Genomic DNA, 19,636 nt, shown 5'->3' with positions numbered 1-19,636 from the left:
TTGTCATGGCTACTGCCGAAACGACTCAATCCGAAAATGCCCAAGACAGCGGCAATCCACGCAAGCGCAAGGTCATGTTGGTGACACTGGCACTGATCGTCATTCTCTCGTGCCTGGGCGTCTGGGCCTGGCACGAACTGTACGGTCGCTGGAGCGAAAGCACCGACGATGCCTATGTGAACGGCAACGTGGTGGAGATCACGCCGCTGGTCACCGGCACCGTGGTGAGCATTGGCGCCGACGACGGTGATCTGGTGCGTGAAGGCCAGGTGCTGGTGCAGTTCGATCCCAACGATGCCCAGGTCGGGTTGCAAAGTGCCCAGGCCAACCTGGCCCGCACCGTGCGCCAGGTGCGTGGCTTGTACAGCAACGTCGATGGCATGCGCGCGCAGGTCAATGCACAAGAGGCCGAAGTGCAGAAAGCCCAGGAGAACTACAACCGGCGCAAAAATCTCGCGGCTGGCGGGGCGATCTCCCAGGAAGAACTGTCCCACGCCCGGGATGACCTGACCTCGGCGCAGAACGCCCTGGCCAATGCCCGGCAACAGCTCAAGACCACCAGCGCCCTGGTGGATGACACCGTGGTGTCGTCCCATCCCGACGTGCAATCCGCCGCCGCGCAATTGCGCCAGGCCTATCTGGCCAATGCCCGCAGCACCTTGATTGCGCCAGTCACCGGTTACGTCGCCAAGCGCACCGTGCAACTGGGTCAGCGGGTGCAGCCGGGCACGGCGCTGATGGCGGTGATCCCGTTGGATCAGTTGTGGATCGATGCCAATTTCAAGGAAACCCAGTTGCGTGACATGCGCATCGGCCAACCGGTGGACATCGAAACCGACCTTTATGGCAGCGATGTGAAGTACAGCGGCACCATCGACAGCCTCGGCGCCGGGACCGGCAGCGCGTTTGCCTTGCTGCCGGCGCAGAACGCCACCGGCAACTGGATCAAGATCGTCCAGCGGGTGCCAGTGCGCATTCATGTCAACGCCGAAGAACTGGCCAAACATCCACTGCGGGTGGGCCTCTCGACCCTGGTCAGCGTCAACCTGCACGACCAGAGCGGCCCGGTGCTGGCCCAACAGCCGCCGCAAAAAGCTTCGTTCAGCACTCAGGTCTACGACCGCCAACTGGCCGACGCCGACGCGATGATCACGCGGCTGATCCATGAAAACAGCGCGGTGGCGAGCAAGACTGCCCAGCGCTGATGGATTGTCAGATGGCTGCGACTTGAACCTGTGGGAGCGAGCTTGCTCGCGATGGCGTCGGATCAGCTTGCTCCATTGTTGATTGATACACCGCTATCGCGAGCAAGCTCGCTCCCACACTGCTACCTCTGCTTCATAGGATTTCGCAATGAGCAATAATGCGTCCTTCACGCCGCCCAGCCTGTTGCTCAGCACCATCGGGCTGTCACTGGCGACGTTCATGCAAGTGCTCGACACCACCATTGCCAACGTCGCCTTGCCGACCATTTCCGGCAACCTGGGCGTCAGCTCGGAGCAGGGTACCTGGGTCATCACCTCGTTCGCGGTGAGCAACGCCATCGCATTGCCGCTGACCGGTTGGCTCAGCCGGCGGTTTGGCGAGGTGAAGCTGTTTTTGTGGGCAACCATGCTGTTCGTGCTCGCCTCGTTTCTGTGCGGCATTTCCACCTCGATGCCCGAGCTGATTGGTTTTCGCGTGCTCCAGGGGCTGGTGGCCGGGCCGTTGTACCCGATGACCCAGACCTTGCTGATTGCCGTGTACCCGCCCGCCAGGCGCGGCATGGCCTTGGCGCTGCTGGCGATGGTCACGGTGGTGGCGCCGATTGCCGGACCGATCCTCGGGGGCTGGATCACTGACAGCTACAGTTGGCCGTGGATCTTCTTCATCAACGTGCCCATCGGCGTCTTTGCGGTGATGGTGGTGCGCCAGCAGCTCAAGGCGCGGCCGGTCGTCACCAGCTACCAGCCGATGGACTACGTTGGGCTGATCACCCTGATCATCGGGGTCGGTGCGCTCCAGGTGATCCTCGACAAGGGCAACGACCTGGACTGGTTCGAGTCGAATTTCATCATCATTGGCGCGGTGATTTCGCTGATTGCCCTGGCGGTGTTCGTGATCTGGGAGATGACCGACCGTCATCCGGTGGTCAATCTGCGGCTGTTCGCTTACCGCAACTTCCGCATCGGCACCATCGTGTTGGTGGGGGGGTACGCTGGCTTCTTTGGCATCAACCTGATCCTGCCGCAGTGGTTGCAGACCCAGATGGGCTACACCGCCACCTGGGCCGGGCTGGCGGTGGCGCCCATCGGCATCCTGCCGGTGCTGATGTCGCCCTTCGTCGGCAAATACGCCCACAAGTTCGACCTGCGCCTGCTGGCCGGGCTGGCGTTCCTGGCCATCGGCCTGAGTTGCTTCATGCGCGCCGGGTTCACCAACGAAGTGGATTTCCAGCACATCGCCCTGGTGCAATTGTTCATGGGCATCGGCGTGGCGCTGTTTTTCATGCCGACCTTGAGCATCCTGATGTCGGACCTGCCGCCGCACCAAATTGCCGACGGCGCCGGGCTGGCGACGTTCCTGCGGACCCTGGGCGGCAGCTTCGCCGCGTCCCTGACCACCTGGATCTGGATCCGCCGGGCCGACCAGCACCATGCCTACCTGAGCGAAAGCATCAGCACCTTCGAACCGGCCACCCGCGAGGCGCTCAACCAGCTCGGCGGCGCGAGCATGCCGGCCTATGCCCAGCTCGACCAGATCCTCACCAGCCAGGCGTACATGCTCTCCACCGTGGATTACTTCACGTTGCTGGGCTGGGCGTTCATGGGCTTGATTGTGCTGGTGTGGCTGGCGAAGCCGCCGTTTGCGGCGAAGGCGGGGCCTGCGTCGGCGGGGCACTGATTCAGAGGTGAATGCAATCCACTGTGGGAGCGGGGCTGTGGGAGCAAGGCTTGCTCCCACAGGGGACATCTGCGCGCTTCAGTTGCCTGGCAACGCCAACTGCGCATTGCCAAACCCAAACGGCGTCAACGCAAACCCTTGCTCATCCACCTGCAACGCCCAGCCTTGCTTGTCCCAATCCCCCAGCACAATGCGCCGGGCGGCGTGTTCGCCCAGTTGCAGTTTGTGGATGGCGGGGCGGTGGGTATGGCCGTGGATCAGGGTCTTCACGCCGTACTCCTGCATGATCCGCGGGATCTCTTCGGGCGTGACGTCGACGATGTCATTGGCTTTCATCCGCGTTTGCGTGCGGCTTTCGCTGCGCAGTTTGCGCGCCAGTTTCTGGCGGCTGGCCAGCGGCAGGTGGCGCAGGATGAACAGCGTGACCGGGTTGCGCAGCCAGCGCCGCAGCTTCATGTAGCCTTCGTCGCGGGTGCAGAGGCTGTCGCCGTGCATCAGCAGCACCGGTTCGCCGTTGAACTGCACGACACACGGGTCCTTGAGCAGGGTGCAGCCGGCCGCTTTGCAGAAGGCTTGCCCCAGCATGAAGTCACGATTGCCGTGCATCAGGAAAATGGCCGTGCCGCTGTCGCTCAATTCGCGCAGGGCTTGGCAGATGGAACGCTGGAACGGCGTCATGGCATCGTCGCCGATCCAGGCTTCGAAGAAGTCGCCCAGGATGTATAAAGCTTGCGCCGAGCGGGCGCGTGTGGCGATTAAATCCAGAAACGCCCGGGTAATGTCCGGGCGCTCCTCTTCCAGATGCAAATCTGAAATCAGCAGTATCACTCAACGATCTCGGCTTTCTCGATGATCACGTCTTCTGCTGGCACGTCCTGGTGGCCGGCCTTGGAAGTGGTGGAAACGCCTTTGATCTTGTCGACCACGTCGGTGCCTTCAACCACTTTGCCGAATACTGCGTAGCCCCAGCCCTGGGTGGTCTTGCTGCTGTGGTTCAGGAAGCTGTTGTCCGCCACGTTGATGAAGAACTGCGCGGATGCCGAATGCGGCTCCATGGTACGGGCCATGGCGACGCTGTACTTTTCGTTCGGCAGGCCGTTGTCGGCTTCGTTCTGGATGCTTGGGCGCTTGTCTTTCTTTTCTTTCATGCCTGGCTCGAAACCGCCGCCCTGGATCATGAAGTTACCGATGACGCGGTGGAACACGGTGTTTTCGTAGTGGCCGGCCTTGACGTATTCAACGAAGTTGGCAACGGTCAGTGGCGCTTTCTCAGCGTTCAGTTCCAGGACGATGTCGCCATGGTTGGTGGTCAGTTTGACTTGGGTCATGATCGGTACTCTTTCAAGGAATTCGTGGGTTTTGGGGCTTTGATGCCCGCAACCGGTCTGGCTGCACTGAGCCAGGCTGGGCAGTTTAGCGCGCCAGGCACGAATTTCGAGGCTGTTTTTCATCTGACCGTCGATTAAATTCAATCGTTTACCGGCCTGGCCTGTCAGCGGCTTGACAGCATCGGCTATGATACGGGCTTTGATTTATCAGGCCGCACCCGGCCGCGCACTTGTACGTTCAAGGATCCTATGAGCAAGCCCACTGTCGACCCTACCTCGAATTCCAAGACCGGCCCGGCCGTGCCGGTCAATTTCCTGCGCCCGATCATCCAGGCGGACCTGGACTCGGGTAAGCACACACAGATCGTCACTCGCTTCCCGCCGGAGCCCAACGGCTACCTGCACATCGGCCACGCCAAGTCGATCTGCGTGAACTTCGGCCTGGCCCAGGAATTCGGCGGTGTCACGCACCTGCGTTTCGACGATACCAACCCGGCCAAGGAAGACCAGGAATACATCGACGCGATCGAAAGCGACGTCAAGTGGCTGGGTTTCGAATGGTCCGGTGAAGTGCGCTACGCCTCGCAGTATTTCGACCAGTTGCACGACTGGGCGGTGGAGCTGATCAAGGCCGGCAACGCCTACGTCTGCGACCTGACCCCCGAGCAGGCCAAGGAATACCGTGGCAGCCTGACCGAGCCGGGCAAGAACAGCCCGTTCCGTGATCGCAGCGTGGAAGAAAACCTGGATCTGTTCGCCCGCATGCGCGCCGGCGAATTCCCGGACGGCGCACGGGTGCTGCGGGCCAAGATCGATATGGCCTCGCCGAACATGAACCTGCGCGACCCGATCATGTACCGCATCCGTCATGCCCATCACCACCAGACCGGTGACAAGTGGTGCATCTACCCCAACTATGACTTCACCCACGGTCAGTCGGACGCCATCGAAGGCATCACCCACTCGATCTGCACCCTGGAGTTCGAAAGCCACCGTCCGTTGTACGAGTGGTTCCTCGAGCACCTGCCAGTGCCGGCCAACCCGCGCCAGTACGAATTCAGCCGCCTGAACCTGAACTACACCATCACCAGCAAGCGCAAGCTCAAGCAACTGGTGGACGAGAAGCACGTCAACGGCTGGGACGACCCGCGCATGTCGACGCTGTCGGGCTTCCGTCGTCGTGGCTACACGCCAAAGTCGATCCGTAATTTCTGCGAGATGGTCGGCACCAACCGTTCCGACGGCGTGGTGGACTTCGGCATGCTGGAATTCAGCATCCGTGACGACCTCGACCACAGCGCCCCGCGCGCCATGTGTGTATTGCGTCCGCTGAAAGTCGTGATCACCAATTACCCGGAAGGCCAGGTCGAGAACCTCGAGCTGGCGCGCCACCCGAAAGAAGACATGGGCGTGCGCGTCCTGCCGTTCGCCCGGGAAATCTACATCGACCGTGAAGACTTCATGGAAGAGCCGCCAAAAGGCTACAAGCGCCTGGAGCCGACCGGCGAAGTGCGCCTGCGCGGCAGCTACGTGATCCGCGCCGACGAAGCGATCAAGGACGCCGATGGCAACATCGTCGAGCTGCGTTGCTCGTACGACCCCGACACCCTGGGCAAGAACCCGGAAGGTCGCAAGGTCAAGGGCGTGATCCACTGGGTGCCGGCCGCCGCCAGCGTCGAGTGCGAAGTGCGCCTGTACGATCGCCTGTTCCGTTCGCCGAACCCGGAGAAGGCCGAAGACAGCGCCAGCTTCCTGGACAACATCAACCCTGACTCCCTGCAAGTACTCACTGGTTGTCGTGCCGAGCCTTCGTTGGGCAACGCACAGCCGGAAGACCGTTTCCAGTTCGAGCGCGAAGGCTACTTCTGCGCGGATATCAAGGACTCGAAACCCGGTGCTCCGGTATTCAACCGTACCGTGACCTTGCGCGATTCCTGGGGTCAGTGATCAAGTCTTAAGGGAAACCCTGTGCTTACGATCTACAACACGCTCACCAAGAGCAAAGAAGTCTTCAAGCCGCTGGATGGCAACAAGGTCCGCATGTACGTCTGCGGGATGACCGTGTACGACTACTGCCACATCGGCCATGGTCGCAGCATGGTCGCCTTCGACCTGGTGACCCGCTGGTTGCGTTTCAGCGGTTATGACCTGACCTACGTGCGCAACATCACCGACATCGAAGACAAGATCATCAACCGTGCCCGGGAAAACGGCGAGCCTTACGATGCGCTGACCGAGCGCATGATCAAGGCCATGCACGAGGACGAGGCGCGCCTCAATATCCTCAAGCCGGACCTGGAACCCCGTGCCACGGACCACATCCCTGGCATGTTGAGCATGATCCAGACCTTGATCGACAAGGGCTATGCCTACGCACCGGGCAATGGCGACGTGTACTACCGCGTCGCCAAGTTCATGGGCTACGGCAAGCTGTCGCGCAAGAAAATCGAAGACCTGCGCATCGGCGCGCGCATCGAAGTCGACGAGTCGAAACAGGACCCGCTGGACTTCGTGCTGTGGAAAGCCGCCAAGCCGGGTGAGCCGAGCTGGGAGTCGCCGTGGGGCGCCGGGCGTCCGGGCTGGCACATCGAATGCTCGGTGATGTCGACCTGCTGCCTGGGCGAGACCTTCGACATTCATGGTGGCGGCAGCGACCTGGAGTTCCCACACCACGAAAACGAAATCGCCCAGAGCGAAGCGGCCACCGGCAAGACCTACGCCAATGCGTGGATGCATTGCGGGATGATCCGGATCAACGGCGAGAAGATGTCCAAGTCCTTGAACAACTTCTTCACCATCCGCGACGTGCTGGAGAAGTACCACCCGGAAGTCATTCGTTACCTGCTGGTGTCGAGCCACTACCGCAGCGCCATCAACTACTCGGAAGACAACCTCAAGGACGCCAAGGGCGCCCTGGAGCGTTTCTACCACGCATTGAAAGGCCTGCCGAATGTGCCGGCCGCCGGTGGCGAAGCGTTTGTGGCACGTTTTACCGAGGTGATGAACGACGACTTCGGCACGCCGGAAGCCTGCGCGGTGCTGTTTGAGATGGTGCGCGAGATCAACCGCCTGCGAGAGAGCGATCTCAATGCGGCGGCGGGCCTGGCGGCGCGTCTGAAGGAACTGGCCAGCGTACTGGGAGTGTTGCAGCTTGAGGCTGACGAATTCCTGCAAGCCGGTGCCGAAGGCCGTGTGGATGCCGCCGAGGTCGATGCACTGATCCAGGCGCGCCTGACCGCACGGGCCAACAAGGACTGGGCCGAATCCGACCGGATCCGCGACCAGCTCACCGCCATGGGCGTGGTGCTGGAAGATGGCAAGGGTGGCACGACCTGGCGTTTGGCGGACTGAGTTCTTTTAGCGCTGGCAATACCCCTGTGTGAGCGGGCTTGCTCGCGAACGCGGCATATCAGTCACGGCAATGTTGACTATGATGACGCTTTCGCGAGCAAGCCCGCTCCCACTTTTTTGCATTCCAGTTCTGGCAATCATTGTTTTATGAGCTAGTACTGTCAGGTCGATTCGACGTTCTCTCTGACAGGGTTCTTCCATGTTGGCTCATTGGTCTCTGGCGGCAATTCATCTTCTGGCGTTCGCCCTCGGGTTCTGGGCGGTGCTGACGCGCGGCACGGCGTTACGACGCCTGGCGGGCGGTGTGGATGCGGTGCGCAATGTGTTGATCGCGGATAACGTGTGGGGGCTGTCGGCGTTGGTGCTGCTGGTGACCGGTGGGATGCGCGCTTTCGCTGGGTACGAAAAGGGCTCGGATTATTACCTGCACCAACCGCTGTTTCACCTGAAAATGACTGTGTTCCTGCTGATCCTGTTGCTTGAAATCGCGCCGATGATCGCCCTGATCAAATGGCGGATAGCGCTGGGCAAAGGGGCGGCGATCGATCCTTCGAAGGCCGGTCGGTTTGCACGGATCAGCCACATCGAAGCCTTGTTGCTGGTATTGATGGTGATCGCTGCCACAGGAATGGCTCGCGGCGTGAGCCTGGGCTGACCGGCCACGAACACCTGCTTCAACGCCATTAAAACGAAACGTCTGACAGCCATGCTACGAGCCATGCCATTAGGATCGGTTCCATGGGCTGGACGAAAAAATCAAAGGCGGGGTGGAGCAGGGTGAGGCCGGTCGGCCAGAATCTTTAGCCAGCCATTGCGGTGATGCAAACGGGCTGGCTACGGACTACCGCAAGGTTCAGGGAGTCTGCGGTTTGTCGGGGGCGGTAAGACCCGCCTGAATACGTTGATAAATCTCTTCGCGATGCACCGCAACGTTCTTCGGGGCGTTGATGCCGATCCGGACTTGTTGGCCGCTAACGCCCAGAATGGTGATCGTGATGTCGTCACCAATGTTTATGCTTTCACCGACTTTGCGGGTGAGTATCAGCATGGTGTTCTCCTTGATTGCTTTATTAGGGCACCTGATTCAGACAGTGCAGATGTCGGTACTGCTTATAGATTAGTGCTAAGTGTCACAATGTGGGTGCCTCTTTCTGACGCGCAGACGCAGCATTAATTCCCAGGGTGCGACTATACAGAGACGCCGGGCAGGATTCTCGTGTTTTGAGCACTGTTTGCGGCGTTCTTGGTGGGTGTGAGTGCTAAAATCCCTGCCTCATGTCTTCCAGGGGAAACGTTGTGCGTAAATTGGCTTGGGTTATTGCGGTATTGGTGCTGGCAGGATGCGGTGAAGGGCGTGATGTCCAGGCACCGAAGCCCAAACCCGCCGCGACCTCCGCACCGGCAGCCGCTGCTGCGCCACAGTGGGCCGTCGAGGTTCGAGGCGAGACCCCGCAGGCCGTCAGTGACCTGACTGGGTGGCTCATCGAGCACAGTTTCATGTCGAGCGTGGTGCGGGAAAATGGCAAGGATCGGGTCCTGGTCGGTCCTTTCAGCTCCAAGGCTGAGGCCGAGGCCAAGCAAGAACAGGTCACTGCCGCCCTGGTCCGGGCGAAAAAACGCAACATCGAGACGTTGCTGGTGGATTACCCAGCCGCCCAATAATCGGGTAGGACAAAAAGACGCAGGAAGCCTTAAGCCACAAAACCTGTGGGAGCGAGCTTGCTCCCACAGTCGATTTGCGCTGTTCACAACGGTGAGGTCAGCCGCAGGCCTTCATATCCACCGGGCCCACGAACTCGTTCCCGCGTCCCATGACACACGCCACGCTCTGGTTGCGCTGGCGCTCCCAGCTTTCGACCGGGTAGGTCTTGTTCCAGGCTTCATACAGGTGCCGGTCCTGTTTCGAGAGGCGCAGGCCGTATTGTTTGCTCATGTAGAAATACGTCCGGGCGATCATGCCCCGGATGGAGGGGCGAGGCATGACTCTTTTGGCCTTGAAATCCACTTGGGTCAAACAGGAACCGTACTGACCCGTTTGCACTGGCAGCCAGCCAAAACTGAAATTGCTGCGATCGCCATTCACTTCCCCGATGCTCGGCACCAGGTTGTGAAGGTCGGCCTCGGCCCGTTGATAGACCGGGTCGTGGCGGGTGCAGTTTTTGCGCCCGCCTTGTTGCCAACATTGGCGCTGATGCCCGATCTGCCACGCCGGGACGATATGTTCCCATTCGATGCGGGCGGCGCGTTTGGCATTTTTGCGCGGCACATAACCGCAGGCCGCCAGGTTCACGCGGTTGCCGGTGTACTTGCAGCCACAGTAAAACTCGGTGGATTGCGGTGCGTAGAGCTTCCAGGCGACTTTCTTGGCTTCGTTGAAGGTGCGGGGAGCGCCGGCCTGTGCCCCCAGGGCGACGAATACAAGCAATAAAGCAAAACCACGTACGATCATCAGACTCAATCTTCCTTCGGCACAACCCAGAAAACCTGCACGCCACCGTCGTCGCGATAGGCGAGGGTCACGTTGTCGTTCTCGTCGATTTCTTCCAGCAGGCGCTCCCACTCATCCACCGGCTCGTCGGGGAGACGGAAGATCAGGGCAGCCTTGGCTTTTTGTGCGGTAGGGGAGTTGATGATTTTTGAAACGCGCAGGCCGAGTCGCGCATAGGAATCTAAAGGGGTAGTTGCAGCGGAGGGCGTGGCCACAGGATTATCCTTATTAAGCTGTACGGGCATACAGTATTTAACTGTAGGCATTTACGCAACTGCTTAAAATTCAAGAAAATCCTCTGACAGCGCTTTTTCAGTTTTGATGTAGGAGAGGTGACTTTTTTATCGGCGGGTTTAAACAGGCAAGCCAATCGGGGTTCGAGTATGTTGGTCAACCCGGTAGACTGGCTTGCGGAGATAGGCCCACGACGTTGACAAAACCGCGAAGCCTTACCATAGTTCACTCCACGCAAACGTTTGCGCGGCATTCCGTGCAATGATTTGCTCACAATAATCATAAGATCGGAGTGAACCCATGAAGTTGCCATTCGCTGGACGCCTTCTCGCTGTTGCCATGCTCGCGGCCGCATCCGCTGCGCTGCCTTTCTCCTCGGCATTCGCCCAGACCGCTGAAAAACCCAAGGTCGCCCTGGTCATGAAATCCCTGGCCAACGAATTCTTCCTGACCATGGAAGACGGCGCCAAGGCTTATCAGAAGGAACACTCCGCCGATTTCGACCTGATCTCCAACGGGATCAAGGACGAAACCGACACTGCCAACCAGATCCGTATCGTCGAGCAGATGATCGTGTCCAAGGTCGATGCCCTGATCATCGCGCCTGCGGACTCCAAGGCCATGGTGCCGGTGATCAAGAAAGCCGTCGACGCTGGCATCACGGTGATCAACATCGATAACCAGCTCGATCCGGCCGTGGTCAAGAGCAAGAACATCAACGTGCCGTTCGTAGGCCCGGACAACCGCAAGGGCGCGCGCCTGGTCGGTGAGTACCTGGCCAAGCAGCTCAAGGCCGGTGACGAGGTCGGCATCATCGAAGGTGTGTCCACCACCACCAACGCCCAGGCGCGTACTGCGGGCTTCAAGGATGCAATGGAAGCGGCGCAGATCAAGGTCGTCTCCTTGCAATCGGGCGACTGGGAAATCAACAAGGGCAACCAGGTTGCCGCCTCAATGCTCAGCGAATATCCGAACATCAAGGCCCTGCTGGCCGGTAACGACAGCATGGCGGTCGGCGCGGTATCGGCCGTGCGCGCGGCGGGCAAGGCGGGCAAGGTGCAAGTGGTCGGCTACGACAACATCAATGCTATCAAGCCCATGCTCAAGGACGGTCGCGTCCTGGCGACTGCCGACCAGTTCGCCGCCAAGCAAGCGGTATTCGGCATCGAGACGGCCTTGAAGATTCTCAAGGGCGAAAAAGTCGACAATGGTACCAACGGTGTTATCGAAACTCCGGTCGAGCTGGTGACCAAGTAGTTATCCTGGCGACACAACGGCGCTCGCCCACTCGGGCGGGCGTATTGGAGAGTTTTTTATGTCCGTTCCCGACCCGAACGCTGTCCTGTCTGTCAGCGGTATCGGCAAGACCTATGCCCAGCCGGTACTGACCGGCATCGACTTGACGTTGATGCGCGGTGAAGTGCTGGCGCTGACCGGCGAAAATGGCGCCGGTAAAAGCACCTTGTCCAAGATCATTGGGGGGCTGGTGACGCCGACCACCGGGCAGATGCAATTTCTGGGGCAGGAGTACCGTCCTGGCAGCCGTACCCAGGCTGAAGAGCTGGGCGTGCGCATGGTGATGCAGGAGCTCAATTTACTGCCGACCCTGTCCGTGGCGGAAAACCTGTTTCTCGACAACCTGCCCAGCGTCGGTGGCTGGATCAGCCGCAAGCAATTGCGCAAAGCGGCGATCGAGGCCATGGCCCAGGTCGGGCTCGATGCGATCGACCCCGACACCCTGGTGGGTGAGCTGGGTATCGGTCATCAGCAGATGGTTGAAATCGCCCGCAACCTGATCGGCGATTGCCGTGTGCTGATTCTCGACGAGCCGACCGCCATGCTGACGGCCCGGGAAGTCGAGATGCTCTTTGAGCAGATTACTCGCCTGCAGGCTCGGGGCGTGTCGATCATCTACATTTCCCATCGCCTCGAAGAGCTGGCGCAGGTGGCCCAACGCATTGCGGTGCTGCGTGACGGCAACCTGGTCTGCGTAGAGCCGATGGCCAACTACAACAGCGAGCAACTGGTGACCCTGATGGTCGGCCGGGAGCTGGGCGAGCACATCGACCTGGGCCCACGCCAGATCGGCGCGCCGGCCCTGACCGTCACAGGCCTGAGCCGTTCGGACAAGGTTCGCGATGTGTCCTTTGAAGTACGCAGTGGTGAGATCTTCGGTATTTCCGGCCTGATTGGGGCAGGGCGCACCGAACTGTTGCGGCTGATCTTCGGCGCCGATGCAGCCGACAGCGGCACCGTGGCGCTGGGCTCACCTGCCAATGTGGTCAGCATCCGCTCCCCGGCCGATGCGGTGGCCCATGGCATCGCCTTGATTACCGAGGACCGCAAGGGCGAAGGCCTGCTGCTGACTCAGTCCATCGCCGCGAACATTGCCCTGGGCAACATGCCGGAAATTTCCAGCGCCGGTTTGGTCAATGGCAGTGAAGAGCTGGCGTTGGCGCAGCGGCAGATCGACGCCATGCGCATCCGCAGTTCCAGTCCGACCCAGTTGGTGTCCGAACTGTCGGGTGGCAACCAACAGAAGGTGGTGATTGGGCGCTGGCTCGAACGCGATTGCTCGGTACTGTTGTTCGATGAGCCAACCCGAGGCATCGACGTCGGCGCCAAATTCGACATTTATGCCCTGCTCGGTGAGTTGACGCGCCAGGGCAAGGCGCTGGTCGTGGTGTCCAGTGACCTGCGAGAACTGATGCTGATCTGTGACCGCATTGGCGTATTGTCCGCCGGACGCCTGATCGACACGTTCGAGCGCGACAGCTGGACCCAGGATGACTTGCTTGCCGCCGCATTCGCCGGCTACCAGAAACGTGATGCGTTGCTCAACGAAGCAGCGCCTAGGGATCTTTCATGAAAACCGCATCTGCCGTCGGCAAATCGAGTGGCAACTTCTATGGCCTCGGCACCTACCTGGGCCTGGCCGGCGCCTTGCTGGCCATGGTCGCGCTGTTTTCGGCGCTGAGTAGCCATTTTCTTTCCTATGACACCTTCAGTACCTTGGCCAACCAGATCCCAGACCTCATGGTGCTGGCGGTTGGCATGACCTTCATCCTGATCATCGGCGGCATCGATCTGTCGGTGGGCTCGGTATTGGCGCTGGCGGCATCGACGGTGAGCGTGGCCGTTCTCGGCTGGGGCTGGAGCGTCTGGCCCTCGGCCTTGCTCGGCATGGCCGTGGCGGCGCTGGCGGGGACCGTCACCGGTTCGATTACCGTGGCGTGGCGGATTCCATCGTTCATTGTGTCCCTTGGCGTGCTGGAAATGGCTCGGGGCCTGGCGTACCAGATGACCGGCTCGCGCACGGCCTACATCGGCGACTCCTTCGCCTGGCTGTCCAACCCGATCGCCTTTGGCATTTCTCCCTCGTTCATCATTGCCCTGCTGGTGATCTTCATTGCCCAGGCAGTGCTGACCCGTACCGTGTTCGGTCGCTACCTGATCGGCATCGGCACCAATGAAGAAGCCGTGCGCCTGGCGGGCATCAATCCAAAGCCCTACAAGATCCTGGTATTCAGTCTGATGGGGCTGCTGGCCGGTTTGGCGGCGCTGTTTCAGATTTCCCGCCTGGAGGCGGCGGATCCGAACGCCGGCTCAGGTCTGGAACTGCAAGTGATCGCTGCCGTGGTGATCGGCGGCACCAGCCTGATGGGCGGGCGCGGTTCGGTCATCAGTACCTTCTTTGGCGTGTTGATTATCTCCGTGCTGGCGGCGGGGCTGGCGCAGATCGGCGCCACTGAGCCGACCAAGCGCATCATTACCGGTGCGGTGATCGTGGTGGCGGTCGTGCTCGATACCTATCGCAGCCAGCGCGCCAGTCGGCGGGCTTGAACCATGGCGACGATCAAGGATGTGGCGGCGCTCGCGGGGATTTCCTACACCACCGTGTCTCACGTGGTGAACAAGACCCGGCCGGTCAGTGAAGAGGTGCGGCTCAAGGTCGAGGCGGCCATCGAGCGACTGGACTACGTGCCCAGCGCCGTGGCCCGTTCGCTCAAGGCCAAGACCACGGCGACCATCGGCCTGTTGGTGCCCAACAGCCTCAACCCGTACTTTGCTGAATTGGCCCGGGGGATCGAGGATTACTGTGAGCGCAACGGCTACTGCGTGATCCTGTGCAACTCCGACGACAACCCGGACAAGCAGCGCAGTTACTTGCGGGTGCTGCTGGAAAAACGCATCGACGGCCTGATCGTCGCATCCGCTGGCGGCGATATCGGCCTGGCCGAGGGGTTGGCCAATGTGCGCACACCCATGGTAATCGTCGACCGCGGGCTCGACGGCGTCGACGCGGACCTGGTGCGCATCGACCATGAGTACGGCGCGTACCTGGCGACCCGGCACCTGCTCGAGCTGGGGCATCGCGACATTGCCTTTATCGGCGGTCCGGCCGAGACCAGTGTGGCGCAAATGCGCCTGGCCGGTTATTGCCGGGCTCTGAAAGAGGCGGGGATCGAATTGCCGGTCGAGCGCATGCTTGAGAGTGATTTCACCAGTACCGGCGGTTACCGCGCCGCCGCCCAGTTGCTTGAACAACAGCCGCCCAGCGCGATTTTTGCGGCCAACGACATGATCGGCATCGGTGTGCTGCGCGCCGCCGCCGAGCGCAACGTGCGCGTGCCCAGCGAATTGTCGGTCATCGGTTTCGATGACATTCAAATGAGCCGTTATGTCTACCCGGCGTTGACCACGGTGGGGCAGTCGATCCTGCACCTCGGCGAGATGGCGGCGGAAGTGCTGCTGCGGCGTATTGCTACGCCGGCAATTGCCACTGAGCAGCGGATCGTGACACCCAGCATTGTCTTGCGAGAGTCGACTGCACCGTTGTCCGGTACATTCGCCCAATACCGCTGAACCGAATTGATGAGTAATGATGTATGCCAGCAAAAGTAGTGGTAATAGGCAGCCTGAACATGGATCTGGTGACCCGGGCGCCGCGTCTGCCCCGGGGCGGTGAAACGCTGATCGGTGAATCGTTCCGCACCATCCCGGGCGGCAAGGGGGCCAACCAGGCCGTGGCTGCCGCGCGCCTGGGGGCGCAGGTGTCCATGGTCGGTTGCGTGGGCAGCGATGCCTACGGCGAACAATTGCGCGGGGCGCTGCTGGCCGAGGGCATCGATTGCCAGGCGGTCAGCGTCGTGGACGGTTCCAGCGGCGTGGCGCTGATCGTCGTCGACGACAACAGCCAGAATGCGATCGTGATCGTCGCCGGCGCCAACGGCGTGCTGACGCCTGAGGTTCTGGACCGTTTCGATGAGGTGCTGCAAAGCGCCGATGTCATCATCTGTCAGCTCGAGGTACCGGACGCCACCGTCGGCCATGCACTCAAGCGCGGCCGCGAGTTAGGCAAAATCGTTATCCTCAACCCGGCGCCGGCCTCCCATGCGTTGCCGGCCGACTGGTACGCCTACGTCGACTACCTGATCCCCAATGAAAGCGAGGCGGCGGTTCTCAGCGGGGTGGCGGTGGACTCTTTGGAAACCGCCGAAGCCGCCGCGACGCATTTGATCGCCGCCGGCGCCGGCAAGGTGATCGTGACCCTGGGCGCCCAGGGTCTGCTGTTCGCCAACGGAGCGAGTTTCGAACACTTCCCGGCGCCGTTGGTCAAGGCGGTGGACACCACGGCGGCGGGGGACACTTTTGTCGGTGGCTTCGCGGCGGCCCTGGCCAACGGCAACAGCCAGGTCGATGCGATTCGTTTCGGCCAGGTCGCCGCAGCGCTGTCGGTCACCCGCGCAGGCGCGCAGCCCTCCATTCCCACCTTGCTGGAAGTACAGGCTTTCAAATCATGAAAAAGACGCCGTTGTTGAATGTGGCACTGTCGCGACTGATCGCCTCTCTTGGCCATGGCGACAAGGTGGTCATCGGTGACGCCGGCTTGCCGGTGCCGCCCGGGGTCGAATTGATCGACCTGGCCCTGACCCGGGGTATTCCCGATTTTGTCAGCACCTTGAACGTGGTGCTCAGTGAAATGCAGGTGGAAAGCCATGTGCTGGCAGAGGAGATTTTCGATAAACAACCCTCGGCCCTGACGACATTGGAGGCACTGCACGCCGAAGGCGCGCTGGGCGCGCGGGAGCGGGTCAGTCACGAACAATTCAAGCATCTTAGTCGTGAAGCCCGGGCGATTATTCGCACCGGAGAATGCTCGCCGTACTGCAACATCGTGTTGATCGCTGGAGTCACGTTCTAACCCTACAACCCTGCACAAGGAATGCGCCATGTACCGCTATGCTCAAAAAATGCATCAACTGTTCCGGAGTCTGCTGCTTTTGTCCTTGATCACCGCTACAAGCGCCCAGGCGGCGGAAAAAATCGACCTGATCATCGACACCGATCCGGGGGCCGATGACGTGGTGGCGCTGCTGTTCGCCCTGGCGTCCCCCGAGGAGTTGCATATCCGCGCGCTGACCACGGTGGCGGGCAATGTGCGCCTGGACAAGACCTCTCGCAATGCTCGCCTGGCGCGGGAGTGGGCGGGGCGCGAAGATGTGCCCGTGTATGCTGGCGCGCCGAAGCCATTGATGCGTACGCCGATCTATGCGGAAAACATCCATGGCAAGGAAGGCCTGTCGGGTGTCACCGTGCACGAGCCGAAGCAGGGGTTGGCCAAGGGCAATGCCGTCAATTACCTGATCGATACCCTCAAGGCCGCCAAGCCCCACAGCATCACCATCGCCATGCTCGGCCCGCAGACCAACCTGGCCCTGGCGCTGATCCAGGAACCGGACATCGCCCAGGGCATCAAGGAAGTGGTGATTATGGGCGGCGCGCACTTCAACGGCGGCAACATCACGCCAGTGGCCGAATTCAATCTGTTCGCCGATCCACAGGCAGCGGAGATCGTCGCGAAAAGTGGCCTGAAGCTGACGTATCTGCCCCTGGACGTGACCCACAAGGTCCTCACCAGCGAAGCGCGCCTGAAGCAGATCGCCGCGCTGAACAACAACGCCAGCAAGCTGGTGGGCGATATCCTCAACGAATACGTCAAGGGCGACATGGAACACTACGGCATGACGGGTGGGCCGGTACATGACGCGACGGTGATTGCCTACCTGCTCAAGCCGCAATTGTTTACCGGTCGTTCGGTCAACCTGGTGGTGGACAGTCGCGAAGGCCCGACTTTCGGCCAGACCATCGTCGACTGGTACGACGGCCTGAAGGCGCCGAAGAATGCCTTCTGGGTGGAAAACGGTGATGCCCAGGGCTTCTTTGACCTGCTGACCGAGCGTCTGGCGCGCCTCAAGTAACCTGCCTTGCTGCGTGCCCGCAGGCCTCGGTCTGCGGGCGCGTGAGCTTCAGTCCGCAGCGTCAATGGCGCTCGGGTATCGCTCGAATGCCTGCTGGATGAAGTTGCGGGCAACCTCCGTCCCCAGCTCCCTGACCAACAGTTCTATGCCGATGATTGCCAATTCCTCCGGGCTACCCGGGCTGTAGGAACTGTGGCCCTCTGACCACTTGGCATTGATGGTGGCTTCGATGCTGACGGTGCTCATGGCAGGGCTCGCGAGTTGGGAGGTCTGTAGGCTGAGTAAACCATTTTTGCTGCGGGTTGGCACTGCGACTTAGGCATCAAGGGAGGGCTGTGCGACACTTGTTTTTTTGGTTGCCGAAGGAGCCCTGCCGTGCAGATCGATTTGAACGCGCCTGACGGGCTGACCTTGGACGCAGTTCGTCAGTTACTGGCCTCTGCCAGTGATGACGAGCACACCCAATTGCGTGTGACCAAGGGGGGGATCGCCTATTTGTCTTCGGGCGTGGTGGGCGGTGTCGACATCGACGGCTTGCTGTTTCGGCTTGAGACGTGGGCCAAAGGTTCGGGGTACGTCGGACGGGTCGCTGCCAGTGACGAGGTCTGGGTCATGCAGATCTACAACGCGCTGAAAGACAACTGGCCGAATCCGCCCTTTGATTACATTGACGTTTATTGAGCGTCGTTCATATTCAGTCACGATTCATGTCTGACCAGGTCGATCGGGGTCAGGCAAACTGCCGGTTTTCTGGATGAGGGCAGGCTGATGGCCACGCGTGTTGAAACCAAGCACTGTTTGGGCTGTCGCACGCTCTCTGTTTATTTATCAAAAAAAGGAGGCTTCATGCCTTGGAAGCTCGTGTCATTGAGTACTTTGCTGGCCGCCGCGTTCTTGAGCGGTTGCAGCAGCACCTCTGAATCGACCCCCGACCCCGTGGCCGCCGAGAGTGGTAGCGGCCGCTGCGAAGCAAAGGCTGCCGAGTTCGCCATCGGTAAACAGGCCTCGCCGCAACTGCTGGAACAGGCCCGCACTCGTGCCGGCGCGCAGATTGCCCGGTTCCTCAAGCCCAACGACATGGTCACGCTCGAATACCGCTCTGATCGCCTGAATCTCAATACCGATGCCAACCTGCTGGTCAATCGGGTGAACTGCGGCTGACGGGCGGTTTTCAATCGCCCATAAAAAACCCCGTCACATGGACGGGGTTTTTTTAGTGCGCCGAGAAATTACTCAGGACGAACTTGTGCAGCTTGCATACCCTTTTGGCCTTTCTCAGCCACGAAGGAAACGGTCTGGCCTTCTTTCAGGCTTTTGAAACCGTCGCTTTCGATAGCTTTGAAGTGTACGAACAGGTCGTCACCGCCACCTTGAGGAGTGATGAAGCCGAAGCCTTTTTCATCGTTGAACCATTTAACGGTGCCGGTTTGGCGATTAGACATGGTGTATCTCCAAGAAACATATATTTTCAGTGTACTGTGCTGCTCAGGCCAACTGGGCACACCCGGGTATCATAGTCGAAATGTTCGATTTGGGAGCCCCCCGGACGCGTTGTTTGCCAATCAGTCGTGTTTTCTTTACCACCTTGACCGGCTGAAAGCCCCGGTTTTAAAGGCTTTCAGCCGAAAGTAAAGACGATAAAAAAAGCTGTAAAACCTGAGTAAATCGTACGAAAAAGGGTGTTTTTCGGCTTTTTTATCGGCGCTGAGCCGACTCAAAGACTTCGGTCAGTCATTTTTTTGCGGGTGCGTTGGCCTTGCATTTGGCGATCTGGCCGAGCGCTTTCTCTTGCAGTTGCGGGGTCGCCTTGTTGTCCATCAGCGCCTGGATATCACTCGCCGGGTAGGATTTGATGGCGTCGGCGCCACAGGCACAATGGGCTTTGGCTGCCGCCGCGCCGATCTGGGGCGTTGCCGCCTCGGTGCATTGGGCCATGTATTTCTCGCGCTCGCCTTTGGGCCAGTCGGCGTGGGCGGTCAGCGGCAGCAGCAGGGCGAGGGGGGCGACTACTGCGAACAATGTATTCAGACGCATGCGAGGATGCTCCTTTTGGGTCGATGTCTTGTTATCTGAGGCGTTGAGCTCGGTTC

The 19,636-nt window shown here is 60.4% G+C and carries 23 protein-coding genes; 15 read left to right on the top strand and 8 right to left on the bottom strand.

The window, feature by feature from the left end; genetic code table 11:
• Window positions 1-5: 5 nt before the first annotated feature.
• Window positions 6-1,205, top strand: a complete 1,200-nt coding sequence (locus EPZ47_RS19045; RefSeq protein WP_135846223.1) for an HlyD/EmrA/EmrK family protein — start codon at window positions 6-8, stop codon at window positions 1,203-1,205.
• A gap of 148 nt (window positions 1,206-1,353) precedes the next feature.
• Window positions 1,354-2,883 carry a DHA2 family efflux MFS transporter permease subunit gene (locus tag EPZ47_RS19040; RefSeq protein ID WP_135846222.1) on the top strand — a complete coding sequence of 510 codons (1,530 nt, stop codon included), beginning with the start codon at window positions 1,354-1,356 and terminating at the stop codon, window positions 2,881-2,883.
• Window positions 2,884-2,961: 78 nt separating this feature from the next.
• Here EPZ47_RS19040 and EPZ47_RS19035 read toward each other — a convergent pair whose 3' ends face one another.
• Entirely contained in the window at window positions 2,962-3,711 is a 750-nt protein-coding gene (locus EPZ47_RS19035) for a UDP-2,3-diacylglucosamine diphosphatase (protein ID WP_135846221.1), read from the bottom strand.
• Window positions 3,708-4,211, bottom strand: coding sequence for a peptidylprolyl isomerase (locus tag EPZ47_RS19030; protein ID WP_135846220.1), 504 nt, complete (start codon window positions 4,209-4,211; stop codon window positions 3,708-3,710). Before EPZ47_RS19030 ends, EPZ47_RS19035 begins: the two co-directional genes overlap by 4 nt.
• A gap of 249 nt (window positions 4,212-4,460) precedes the next feature.
• Here EPZ47_RS19030 and EPZ47_RS19025 point away from each other — a divergent pair, with 249 nt between their 5' ends.
• From EPZ47_RS19025 to EPZ47_RS19015, 3 genes are all read left to right on the top strand, one after another.
• Window positions 4,461-6,158 (top strand): glutamine--tRNA ligase/YqeY domain fusion protein, encoded by a 1,698-nt coding sequence (locus tag EPZ47_RS19025; RefSeq protein WP_135846219.1) that lies wholly within the window; start codon window positions 4,461-4,463, stop codon window positions 6,156-6,158.
• Window positions 6,159-6,179: 21 nt separating this feature from the next.
• Window positions 6,180-7,562, top strand: a complete 1,383-nt coding sequence (gene cysS / locus EPZ47_RS19020; RefSeq protein WP_135846218.1) for a cysteine--tRNA ligase — start codon at window positions 6,180-6,182, stop codon at window positions 7,560-7,562.
• Between the two features lie 199 nt (window positions 7,563-7,761).
• Window positions 7,762-8,217 carry a DUF2214 family protein gene (locus EPZ47_RS19015; protein ID WP_135846217.1) on the top strand — a complete coding sequence of 152 codons (456 nt, stop codon included), beginning with the start codon at window positions 7,762-7,764 and terminating at the stop codon, window positions 8,215-8,217.
• A gap of 198 nt (window positions 8,218-8,415) precedes the next feature.
• Here EPZ47_RS19015 and csrA read toward each other — a convergent pair whose 3' ends face one another.
• The gene (gene csrA, locus EPZ47_RS19010; RefSeq protein ID WP_003179932.1) at window positions 8,416-8,610 is read right to left on the bottom strand and encodes a carbon storage regulator CsrA; all 195 of its coding nucleotides are present in this window, start codon (window positions 8,608-8,610) and stop codon (window positions 8,416-8,418) included.
• 248 nt (window positions 8,611-8,858) lie between these two features.
• On the opposite strand from csrA, the gene EPZ47_RS19005 reads away from it, so the two are divergent.
• A complete protein-coding gene (locus EPZ47_RS19005) occupies window positions 8,859-9,224 on the top strand; it encodes an SPOR domain-containing protein (protein WP_135846216.1) in 366 nt (121 codons plus the stop codon).
• A gap of 97 nt (window positions 9,225-9,321) precedes the next feature.
• Here EPZ47_RS19005 and EPZ47_RS19000 read toward each other — a convergent pair whose 3' ends face one another.
• Together EPZ47_RS19000 and EPZ47_RS18995 are read right to left on the bottom strand one after the other, a co-directional pair.
• Window positions 9,322-10,011, bottom strand: coding sequence for an endonuclease (locus EPZ47_RS19000; RefSeq protein WP_135846215.1), 690 nt, complete (start codon window positions 10,009-10,011; stop codon window positions 9,322-9,324).
• 5 nt (window positions 10,012-10,016) lie between these two features.
• Window positions 10,017-10,316: a DUF1654 domain-containing protein gene (locus EPZ47_RS18995; protein WP_135846214.1), complete on the bottom strand. Its 300-nt coding sequence runs from the start codon at window positions 10,314-10,316 to the stop codon at window positions 10,017-10,019.
• Window positions 10,317-10,584: 268 nt separating this feature from the next.
• Here EPZ47_RS18995 and EPZ47_RS18990 point away from each other — a divergent pair, with 268 nt between their 5' ends.
• Genes EPZ47_RS18990 through EPZ47_RS18960 form a run of 7 tightly spaced genes read left to right on the top strand, consistent with a single transcriptional unit; the run spans window position 10,585 to window position 17,546 of the window.
• Window positions 10,585-11,541 carry a sugar ABC transporter substrate-binding protein gene (locus tag EPZ47_RS18990; protein ID WP_135846213.1) on the top strand — a complete coding sequence of 319 codons (957 nt, stop codon included), beginning with the start codon at window positions 10,585-10,587 and terminating at the stop codon, window positions 11,539-11,541.
• Between the two features lie 58 nt (window positions 11,542-11,599).
• On the top strand, window positions 11,600-13,153 hold the full coding sequence (locus EPZ47_RS18985; RefSeq protein WP_135846212.1) for a sugar ABC transporter ATP-binding protein: 1,554 nt from the start codon (window positions 11,600-11,602) through the stop codon (window positions 13,151-13,153).
• Window positions 13,150-14,127, top strand: coding sequence for an ABC transporter permease (locus EPZ47_RS18980; RefSeq protein ID WP_135846211.1), 978 nt, complete (start codon window positions 13,150-13,152; stop codon window positions 14,125-14,127). Before EPZ47_RS18985 ends, EPZ47_RS18980 begins: the two co-directional genes overlap by 4 nt.
• A gap of 3 nt (window positions 14,128-14,130) precedes the next feature.
• Window positions 14,131-15,150: a LacI family DNA-binding transcriptional regulator gene (locus tag EPZ47_RS18975; protein ID WP_135846210.1), complete on the top strand. Its 1,020-nt coding sequence runs from the start codon at window positions 14,131-14,133 to the stop codon at window positions 15,148-15,150.
• Between the two features lie 23 nt (window positions 15,151-15,173).
• Window positions 15,174-16,088 (top strand): ribokinase, encoded by a 915-nt coding sequence (gene rbsK, locus EPZ47_RS18970; protein WP_135846209.1) that lies wholly within the window; start codon window positions 15,174-15,176, stop codon window positions 16,086-16,088.
• The gene (gene rbsD, locus EPZ47_RS18965) at window positions 16,085-16,489 is read left to right on the top strand and encodes a D-ribose pyranase (RefSeq protein WP_135846208.1); all 405 of its coding nucleotides are present in this window, start codon (window positions 16,085-16,087) and stop codon (window positions 16,487-16,489) included. The genes rbsK and rbsD overlap by 4 nt, the downstream gene beginning before the upstream one ends.
• 28 nt (window positions 16,490-16,517) lie before the next feature.
• Entirely contained in the window at window positions 16,518-17,546 is a 1,029-nt protein-coding gene (locus tag EPZ47_RS18960; protein ID WP_135846207.1) for a nucleoside hydrolase, read from the top strand.
• A gap of 48 nt (window positions 17,547-17,594) precedes the next feature.
• Here the strand turns inward: EPZ47_RS18960 and EPZ47_RS18955 are convergent, their stop codons facing one another.
• Window positions 17,595-17,792: a hypothetical protein gene (locus EPZ47_RS18955; RefSeq protein ID WP_135846206.1), complete on the bottom strand. Its 198-nt coding sequence runs from the start codon at window positions 17,790-17,792 to the stop codon at window positions 17,595-17,597.
• Between the two features lie 129 nt (window positions 17,793-17,921).
• Here EPZ47_RS18955 and EPZ47_RS18950 point away from each other — a divergent pair, with 129 nt between their 5' ends.
• Together EPZ47_RS18950 and EPZ47_RS18945 are read left to right on the top strand one after the other, a co-directional pair.
• Window positions 17,922-18,227, top strand: coding sequence for a hypothetical protein (locus tag EPZ47_RS18950; protein ID WP_135846205.1), 306 nt, complete (start codon window positions 17,922-17,924; stop codon window positions 18,225-18,227).
• Window positions 18,228-18,392: 165 nt separating this feature from the next.
• Window positions 18,393-18,707, top strand: coding sequence for an I78 family peptidase inhibitor (locus tag EPZ47_RS18945; protein WP_135846204.1), 315 nt, complete (start codon window positions 18,393-18,395; stop codon window positions 18,705-18,707).
• A gap of 68 nt (window positions 18,708-18,775) precedes the next feature.
• Here EPZ47_RS18945 and EPZ47_RS18940 read toward each other — a convergent pair whose 3' ends face one another.
• Window positions 18,776-18,988 (bottom strand): cold-shock protein, encoded by a 213-nt coding sequence (locus EPZ47_RS18940; RefSeq protein ID WP_003179963.1) that lies wholly within the window; start codon window positions 18,986-18,988, stop codon window positions 18,776-18,778.
• Window positions 18,989-19,277: 289 nt separating this feature from the next.
• Complete coding sequence (locus EPZ47_RS18935; RefSeq protein WP_135846203.1) at window positions 19,278-19,580, bottom strand: hypothetical protein; 303 nt, start codon at window positions 19,578-19,580, stop codon at window positions 19,278-19,280.
• Between the last annotated feature and the right edge of the window lie 56 nt (window positions 19,581-19,636).

This window comes from Pseudomonas viciae, from assembly GCF_004786035.1.
Lineage (GTDB): Bacteria > Pseudomonadota > Gammaproteobacteria > Pseudomonadales > Pseudomonadaceae > Aquipseudomonas > Aquipseudomonas viciae.
This window is presented reverse-complemented; position numbering and strand designations above follow the sequence as displayed.

Coding starts and splice junctions, on each gene's coding strand:
- rbsD (WP_135846208.1), top strand. CDS start 16,085: ATGAAAAAGACGCCGTTGTTGAATGTGGCACTGTCGCGACTGATCGCC.
- EPZ47_RS18945 (WP_135846204.1), top strand. CDS start 18,393: ATGCCTTGGAAGCTCGTGTCATTGAGTACTTTGCTGGCCGCCGCGTTC.
- EPZ47_RS19030 (WP_135846220.1), bottom strand. CDS start 4,211: ATGACCCAAGTCAAACTGACCACCAACCATGGCGACATCGTCCTGGAA.
- EPZ47_RS18960 (WP_135846207.1), top strand. CDS start 16,518: ATGTACCGCTATGCTCAAAAAATGCATCAACTGTTCCGGAGTCTGCTG.
- EPZ47_RS18995 (WP_135846214.1), bottom strand. CDS start 10,316: ATGCCTACAGTTAAATACTGTATGCCCGTACAGCTTAATAAGGATAAT.
- EPZ47_RS19045 (WP_135846223.1), top strand. CDS start 6: ATGGCTACTGCCGAAACGACTCAATCCGAAAATGCCCAAGACAGCGGC.
- csrA (WP_003179932.1), bottom strand. CDS start 8,610: ATGCTGATACTCACCCGCAAAGTCGGTGAAAGCATAAACATTGGTGAC.
- EPZ47_RS18980 (WP_135846211.1), top strand. CDS start 13,150: ATGAAAACCGCATCTGCCGTCGGCAAATCGAGTGGCAACTTCTATGGC.
- rbsK (WP_135846209.1), top strand. CDS start 15,174: ATGCCAGCAAAAGTAGTGGTAATAGGCAGCCTGAACATGGATCTGGTG.
- EPZ47_RS18975 (WP_135846210.1), top strand. CDS start 14,131: ATGGCGACGATCAAGGATGTGGCGGCGCTCGCGGGGATTTCCTACACC.
- EPZ47_RS19025 (WP_135846219.1), top strand. CDS start 4,461: ATGAGCAAGCCCACTGTCGACCCTACCTCGAATTCCAAGACCGGCCCG.
- EPZ47_RS19000 (WP_135846215.1), bottom strand. CDS start 10,011: ATGATCGTACGTGGTTTTGCTTTATTGCTTGTATTCGTCGCCCTGGGG.
- EPZ47_RS18955 (WP_135846206.1), bottom strand. CDS start 17,792: ATGAGCACCGTCAGCATCGAAGCCACCATCAATGCCAAGTGGTCAGAG.
- EPZ47_RS18940 (WP_003179963.1), bottom strand. CDS start 18,988: ATGTCTAATCGCCAAACCGGCACCGTTAAATGGTTCAACGATGAAAAA.
- EPZ47_RS18935 (WP_135846203.1), bottom strand. CDS start 19,580: ATGCGTCTGAATACATTGTTCGCAGTAGTCGCCCCCCTCGCCCTGCTG.
- EPZ47_RS18990 (WP_135846213.1), top strand. CDS start 10,585: ATGAAGTTGCCATTCGCTGGACGCCTTCTCGCTGTTGCCATGCTCGCG.
- EPZ47_RS18985 (WP_135846212.1), top strand. CDS start 11,600: ATGTCCGTTCCCGACCCGAACGCTGTCCTGTCTGTCAGCGGTATCGGC.
- EPZ47_RS19015 (WP_135846217.1), top strand. CDS start 7,762: ATGTTGGCTCATTGGTCTCTGGCGGCAATTCATCTTCTGGCGTTCGCC.
- EPZ47_RS19040 (WP_135846222.1), top strand. CDS start 1,354: ATGAGCAATAATGCGTCCTTCACGCCGCCCAGCCTGTTGCTCAGCACC.